The sequence below is a fragment of the Paenibacillus qinlingensis genome (assembly GCF_031455095.1).
GTDB classification, from domain to species: domain Bacteria; phylum Bacillota; class Bacilli; order Paenibacillales; family NBRC-103111; genus Paenibacillus_E; species Paenibacillus_E qinlingensis_A.
Map to the genome: position 1 here is coordinate 36,071 of NZ_JAVDSB010000029.1, position 6,301 is coordinate 42,371.

General features: G+C 44.8%; 6 protein-coding genes. 1 reads left to right on the forward strand and 5 read right to left on the reverse strand.

Going from position 1 to position 6,301, the window contains the following annotated elements:
- Positions 1 to 12: 12 nt before the first annotated feature.
- From J2736_RS32925 to J2736_RS32945, 5 genes are all read right to left on the reverse strand, one after another.
- A complete protein-coding gene (locus J2736_RS32925) occupies positions 13 to 540 on the reverse strand; it encodes a PadR family transcriptional regulator (RefSeq protein ID WP_310502745.1) in 528 nt (175 codons plus the stop codon).
- A gap of 158 nt (positions 541 to 698) precedes the next feature.
- Positions 699 to 1,457: a tRNA threonylcarbamoyladenosine dehydratase gene (locus tag J2736_RS32930; protein ID WP_310502746.1), complete on the reverse strand. Its 759-nt coding sequence runs from the start codon at positions 1,455 to 1,457 to the stop codon at positions 699 to 701.
- A gap of 24 nt (positions 1,458 to 1,481) precedes the next feature.
- Positions 1,482 to 3,263, reverse strand: coding sequence for an aspartate--tRNA ligase (gene aspS / locus J2736_RS32935; protein WP_310502747.1), 1,782 nt, complete (start codon positions 3,261 to 3,263; stop codon positions 1,482 to 1,484).
- A 43-nt stretch (positions 3,264 to 3,306) separates the two neighbouring features.
- The gene (hisS, locus tag J2736_RS32940; protein WP_310502748.1) at positions 3,307 to 4,572 is read right to left on the reverse strand and encodes a histidine--tRNA ligase; all 1,266 of its coding nucleotides are present in this window, start codon (positions 4,570 to 4,572) and stop codon (positions 3,307 to 3,309) included.
- Between the two features lie 436 nt (positions 4,573 to 5,008).
- Positions 5,009 to 5,317: a winged helix-turn-helix transcriptional regulator gene (locus J2736_RS32945; RefSeq protein ID WP_310502749.1), complete on the reverse strand. Its 309-nt coding sequence runs from the start codon at positions 5,315 to 5,317 to the stop codon at positions 5,009 to 5,011.
- A gap of 148 nt (positions 5,318 to 5,465) precedes the next feature.
- Between J2736_RS32945 and J2736_RS32950 the strand changes: the two genes are divergently transcribed.
- The gene (locus J2736_RS32950) at positions 5,466 to 5,867 is read left to right on the forward strand and encodes a DoxX family protein (RefSeq protein WP_310502750.1); all 402 of its coding nucleotides are present in this window, start codon (positions 5,466 to 5,468) and stop codon (positions 5,865 to 5,867) included.
- Positions 5,868 to 6,301: the final 434 nt, after the last annotated feature.

Genomic DNA, 6,301 nt, shown 5'->3' on the forward strand with positions numbered 1-6,301 from the left:
TTCTAAACAACCTCACTTCTGTTCTACATTTTTTAACCGTGTTATTCCTTGTGTTAGGGTATGGATTTTACTTTCTGAATTATGGATGCCAATCTGAATACAAATTTCCTGTGTAGGCGACATCTCGGGCTGGCAGTCCACGTACAATTGGCGTAGTCTCTCCAAATTTACCTTCGTGCGATTAAGGAACTCTTCTAACACATCAACCATGATATGCGCTTCTACAAACTCGCCAAAAAACAACCGTGTCATCGCATCCGACTTGAACTCATCGTTTTCAATCGGACTATACATGTACTGTTTAAATTGATACTGCCCTGCCTCCGTGATGGAATAGAGGTTTTTATTCGGTTTGCCTTCTTGCATGACACTTTCCTTGGTAATCAAACCCTCCTTCTCCATTTTGCTAAGCATGGGATAAATCGTGCCGAAGCTCGCGTTATTAAAGTAGGAGAGAAACGTCTCCATCTTGTGCTTGATGTCATAGCCAGATAAGCTATGGTGCATTAATAAACCCAAAATCACATCTTGACTATTCATGCTGTGAAGCCTCCATTTGCTTGATTACCGTCTCGATCTACTATCAATTTATCAGATAATATATATCGAGTCAATATATTCTTTGTTAATATATTGTTAATCGATATATGAATGATTGTAAAAAAAGGGACACCCATTTTCACGGGCATCCCTTAATTCTATGCTTTGTTCTTTGCACTAATCTCCAGCAAGTCCTTCACAGCCGCACTCACCATGATAAGTCCCGCTACAGGAGGTACAAAAGAATTACTCGCAGGCGGTTGTTTCGCTTTACGTCTATCCGGTGCATCCGCAGGCACGATTTGCTCAGTCACGTCTTCCCGCGGCTTCATTGGTTCTTCCATCGAGAACACGACCTTAACGCCCTTCTTAATGCCCTCTTTACGTAATCTCTGGCGAATAACACGTGCGATCGGATCCATACTTGTCTTGGAAATATCAGCAATCCTGAATTGCGTAGGATCCATTTTGTTCGCAGCACCCATGCAAGAAATCATCGGGATTTTACGCATCAAACATTGTTTGATCAAATGGATTTTGTACTCAATCGTATCGCTCGCATCCAAGACGTAATCGATTGGATACGCAAATACTTGCTCATACGTTTCCTCTGTATAGAACATCCGAAGGGAGATGACATCGCATTCGGGGTTTATTAAAAGGATACGATCCCGCATAAGATCAGCCTTAGGCTGACCAACTGTCGTCGTAAGGGCATGGATCTGACGGTTCACGTTCGTAATATCGACGACATCCTTATCGATAAGAATCAAACGTCCAACGCCTGAGCGCGCCAAAGCTTCAGCAGCAATGCCGCCGACACCGCCAATACCGAGTACAACGACTGTACTATTTTTCAAAATTTCTAGACCCTCAGGTCCTATCGCAAGTTCAGTTCGCGAAAATTGGTGAAGCATGGGAACACTTCCTCTTCAAAGTTCTTAGGCTTTCGCAGCAGGCTGCTTAAGCGCTAAGCGAATCGATAGTTGTTCTAGTTGTTTATCATCAACTGTTCCCGGAGCGTCCATCAACAAGTCTGTTGCACTAGCTGTTTTCGGGAATGCAATCGTTTCTCTTAGGTTCGTACGACCTGTAATTAACATCACCAAACGGTCAAATCCAAAGGCAAAGCCACCGTGTGGAGGCGTACCGTATTCAAATGCTTCCAGCAAGAAGCCGAATTGCTCATACGCTTCTTCTTTGGAGAAGCCTAGCGCTGCGAACATTTTCTCTTGCACATCACGTTGGTAAATCCGCATGGATCCACCGCCTACTTCATAGCCGTTCAAGACTAAATCGTAGGCTTGCGCACGAATTTGACCTGGATCTGTATCGAAGAAATGAATGTCATCTTCGTTCGGACGTGTGAACGGATGGTGTTCCGCTACATAACGTTTCGCATCTTCGTCATACCCAAGAAGTGGGAAGTCTACAACCCATGCATATTTGAACACGGAGTCGTCGATTAGGCCAAGTTGACGACCGATTTTCAGACGAAGGTTACCTAGTACATCAGCAACGACTTTCTTTTTGTCAGCAGAGAATAGAAGAAGATCTCCCTCTTCAGCGCCTAAACGCTCTGTCAATGATGCGATTTCAGCTTCGTTGAAGAACTTCACGATTGGCCCTTTGAACTCGCCGTCTTTCACTTGAATCCAAGCAAGACCTTTTGCCCCATAACGCGCTGCGAATGGCAGCAAGTCGTCAATTTCTTTACGGCTCCAAGTGCCACAGCCCTTAGCGTTAAGAGCTTTTACTTGGCCTCCGCCTTTTACAACGTTAGCAAATACTTGAACGCCGGATGTGGATACGATATCCGATACATCTTGCAGCTCAAGACCAAAACGAAGATCCGGCTTATCGGAACCGTATTTCGCCATCGCATCGGCATGCGTAATGCGTTGGAACGGACGAGGGATATCAACATTCGCTGTTTCTTTCATCAATTTCACAACAAGCTCTTCAAGAATCTCAAGAAGCTGATCTTGGGACAAGAAAGACGTCTCGATGTCGACTTGCGTGAACTCAGGTTGACGGTCTGCACGAAGGTCTTCGTCACGGAAACAACGAGCGATTTGGTAGTAACGCTCAAGACCACTAACCATCAACAATTGCTTAAAGATTTGCGGGGATTGCGGAAGTGCAAAGAACTCGCCTGGATGCACGCGGCTCGGTACCAAGTAATCACGCGCGCCTTCTGGTGTGCTTTTCGTCAAAATCGGTGTTTCCACGTCAATAAAGCCTTGGGAATCCAAGAAATTACGGAAGATGTTGGACGCTTTGGAACGCAACATCAACGTACGTTGCATCTCTGGACGACGCAGGTCAAGGTAACGATATTTCAAACGAACCGCTTCATCTACTTCAACGCCATCTTCGATGAAGAACGGAGGTGTTTTCGCCGCGTTCATGATTTCGATTTCGGTTACTTGAACTTCGATTTCACCTGTTGGGATATTCTTGTTGACGGTCTCAGCATCACGCTCAACAACTTTCCCCTTCACAGCAAGCACGTACTCATTACGTGCACGATCTGCAATAGCCAGAGCATCCCCAGAGAACTCAGGATTAAATACCGTTTGGATGATACCACTGCGATCACGTAGGTCGATGAAAAGAAGGCCGCCAAAATCGCGTCTTACTTGTACCCACCCATTAAGTATTACTGTTTCGCCTACATGGGCTTTTGTTAGCTGCCCGCAATGATGTGTTTTGAGCATCATAATTGTTGTTGCCTCCTCGAAGTTTTATGAATGATGTTGCTATTTATTCGAATAGTGTCTTTGCAGCTTGTGAGGCAAGATCCACTAAACTTACTGTGATTTGGTTCCCTGTTTCCATCTTCTTCAGCGTAATTTCGCCGCGTGCTAACTCATCATCACCAAGAATGGCTACATACGTTGCTTGGAAACGATCAGCGGACTTCATTTGAGCCTTCATCTTGCGGCCCTGATAGTCCTTCTCAGCTTTCAAACCTTGTACACGCAGTTTGTGTAGAAGCTTCGTAACTTCTTTCTCCGCTGCTTCACCAAGTCCAATCAGGTACACATCAAGCGGCTCAGGCTTCGGAATTTCAACACCTTGCGCTTGTAGTACGAGCAGAATGCGCTCAAGGCCAAGACCCAAGCCTACACCTGGCTGATCAGTACCATGTCCACCAATTTGTTCGACGAGACCATTGTAGCGTCCGCCTCCACCAATCGTGTCAATCGCACCGATACCAGCTGCTTTATATTCAAACGCCGTGTGAGTGTAGTAATCCAGACCACGCACCAAGCGAGGGTTAATACGGAAAGGAATCTCCATCGCGGTTAAGTGCTCTTGCACCTGGGCAAAGTGCGTGCTGCACTCTTCATCCAAGAACTCAAGGATGTCAGGTGCGCCTACGCCAAACTTTTGATCTATTTTGCAATCGAGAATACGCATTGGATTACGGTCGTAACGCGACTGACAATCCTTACACAGCTGATCCTTCACGGGAGCAAAGAAAGCCTGAAGCTGCTCGCGGTACGCTGTTCTAACTGCTGGTGTACCCACCGAGTTAACTTCCACAGTAACTTCTTTGAGACCAATTTCTTTGTAAAAGGTATAGCCCAGCGCAATCACTTCAGCATCAATACTTGGATCTACCGATCCGAATGCTTCAATACCGAACTGGTGGAATTGGCGGTATCTCCCCGCTTGAGGTTGTTCGTAGCGGAACATTGGCCCCACATAGAATAACTTCGTAAGATCAGGAATGCCGTAAAGTTTATTTTCTACATAAGCTCTAACGACGCCAGCTGTACCTTCCGGACGAAGCGTCATGCTGCGATCGCCTTTATCCAGAAATGTGTACATTTCTTTTTCGACGATATCCGTTGTTTCACCAACCCCACGCGAAAAAAGCTCAGTGCTCTCGAAAATCGGCGACCGGATCTCTTTGTAATTAAAACGCTGGCACAAGTCTCTCGCTTTTGACTCAAGGTACTGCCATTTCTCCACTTCGCCTGGAAGCAGATCCTGTGTTCCTTTTGGCTTCTGAATACTCATCTAAGTAACCTCCCTTTGTCTCTAATACAAGCTCATTGAAAAAGCAAAAAATCCCCCACCCCCGACTTACGTCAGGGACGAGAGATTTGATTTATCAAATTCACCCGTGGTACCACCCACATTCAGCATCCCTTGCTTCCTCGCTTGCGCAAGCAAAAACAATTCTGCTCTTTGCGGTTAACGCCCGCCACTCGCACAACTGCTACTTAGCTCATGTTGCCATGTTCTGTTCCCAGTTGGTCCTCAGGGAGGTCTGTTCATTCACTCATCATGGGAAGCTTGCAGCCTGGGCTTCCTTCTCTGTACATGTGGGGGCGAATTACTGTGTCCCTTCAATGGATCACAATCATATCAAATTACATTATGGTTATTGTAAACATTGGTAAGGGCAAAGTCAAGAGACATGGGATACTTATAATGTGCAACCACCTAATAATTAATTAAAAGAGTCCGCCCATTTTTGTACTTCCTCCATAACAGGACGAAGTCCTTTACCTTTTGGCGTTAACTCATATTCGATTCGTACCGGTGTTTCTGGATAAACATGTCGAATAATAATCTCCGCAGCTTCTAATTCCTTGAATCTTTCAGAGAGCATCCGATCGCTCATACTTGGGATTAATACGGAGATATCTTTAAACCGCTTAGGCCCAGATAGCAACACATTAACAATAAGTCCTGTCCAACGTTTTCCCAGAAGTTCGAATGCATGCTCGAATTTGGGACACAGTTGATAGTTTTCCATCTTAATCATCTCCTTCGAGTTCTTGCAGATTACTGCTGCAATCACTTCTGTAAAACTATTTTAACATAGTCGCTTGACAAAAGTAAGTGCTTCGTAATAATATACTAACATAAAGTAAGTTGTTAAACAAAATATATTTACATGGGAGATGTTAGTGATGGCTTTAGGACTTCTTATTATTCGTTTGGTGATTGGGTTAACGATGGCAGCACATGGTACACAGAAATTGTTTGGTTGGTTCGGTGGTTATGGACCAAAAGGAACTGGCGGATTCTTCGATTCCATTGGTATCAAACCAGGCGTCATGATGGCGGTCTTCGCTGGTTTAATCGAATTAGGTGGTGGACTACTATTCGCCGCTGGTTTATGGACAGAAGTTGGCGCGGCTCTTATTATTATTACAATGATCATGGCGATTATTAAAGTTCATGGCAAAAACGGTTATTGGTCAACCTCCAATGGGTATGAATATAATCTTGCCTTACTTGTCATTGCGCTTGGCGTTGCATTAATCGGAGCAGGCGACTATTCCATAGATGCACTTCTGTAATAATTGAATTACCAAACCGTCCAGCTTAGGCTGTGGCGGTTTTTTTGTATGTGATGGGCCGAAGGAAGGGCCGTGGTATTCATTTTAACTAGTTGAAAAAATGACTTACGGCCGCAGGGCGGCGCTTTCTTATGAAAATTGCGAGTTACGGGATGGGGAAAACGGGAAGTAGTTCCTGTAACTTGAAAAATTCGAGTTACTGCACAGGAAAAACGCGAAGGTGATCCTGTAACTCGAAAAATTCGAGTTACGGCACAAGAAAAACGCCAAGGTGCTCCCGTAACTCGTAAAATTCGAGTTACGGCACTAGAAAATCGCGATGGTGCTCCCGTAACTCGTAAAATGAGACTGTCGATTAATTCCCAAGCGTTTGCCCTACAATCGATTTTAATGAGTTAGTTCAAACCGAAAAAATATTTAATCGATTAGAAATG

Coding starts and splice junctions, on each gene's coding strand:
- J2736_RS32925 (WP_310502745.1), bottom strand. CDS start 540: ATGAATAGTCAAGATGTGATTTTGGGTTTATTAATGCACCATAGCTTA.
- J2736_RS32930 (WP_310502746.1), bottom strand. CDS start 1,457: ATGCTTCACCAATTTTCGCGAACTGAACTTGCGATAGGACCTGAGGGT.
- aspS (WP_310502747.1), bottom strand. CDS start 3,263: ATGATGCTCAAAACACATCATTGCGGGCAGCTAACAAAAGCCCATGTA.
- hisS (WP_310502748.1), bottom strand. CDS start 4,572: ATGAGTATTCAGAAGCCAAAAGGAACACAGGATCTGCTTCCAGGCGAA.
- J2736_RS32945 (WP_310502749.1), bottom strand. CDS start 5,317: ATGGAAAACTATCAACTGTGTCCCAAATTCGAGCATGCATTCGAACTT.
- J2736_RS32950 (WP_310502750.1), top strand. CDS start 5,466: ATGTTAGTGATGGCTTTAGGACTTCTTATTATTCGTTTGGTGATTGGG.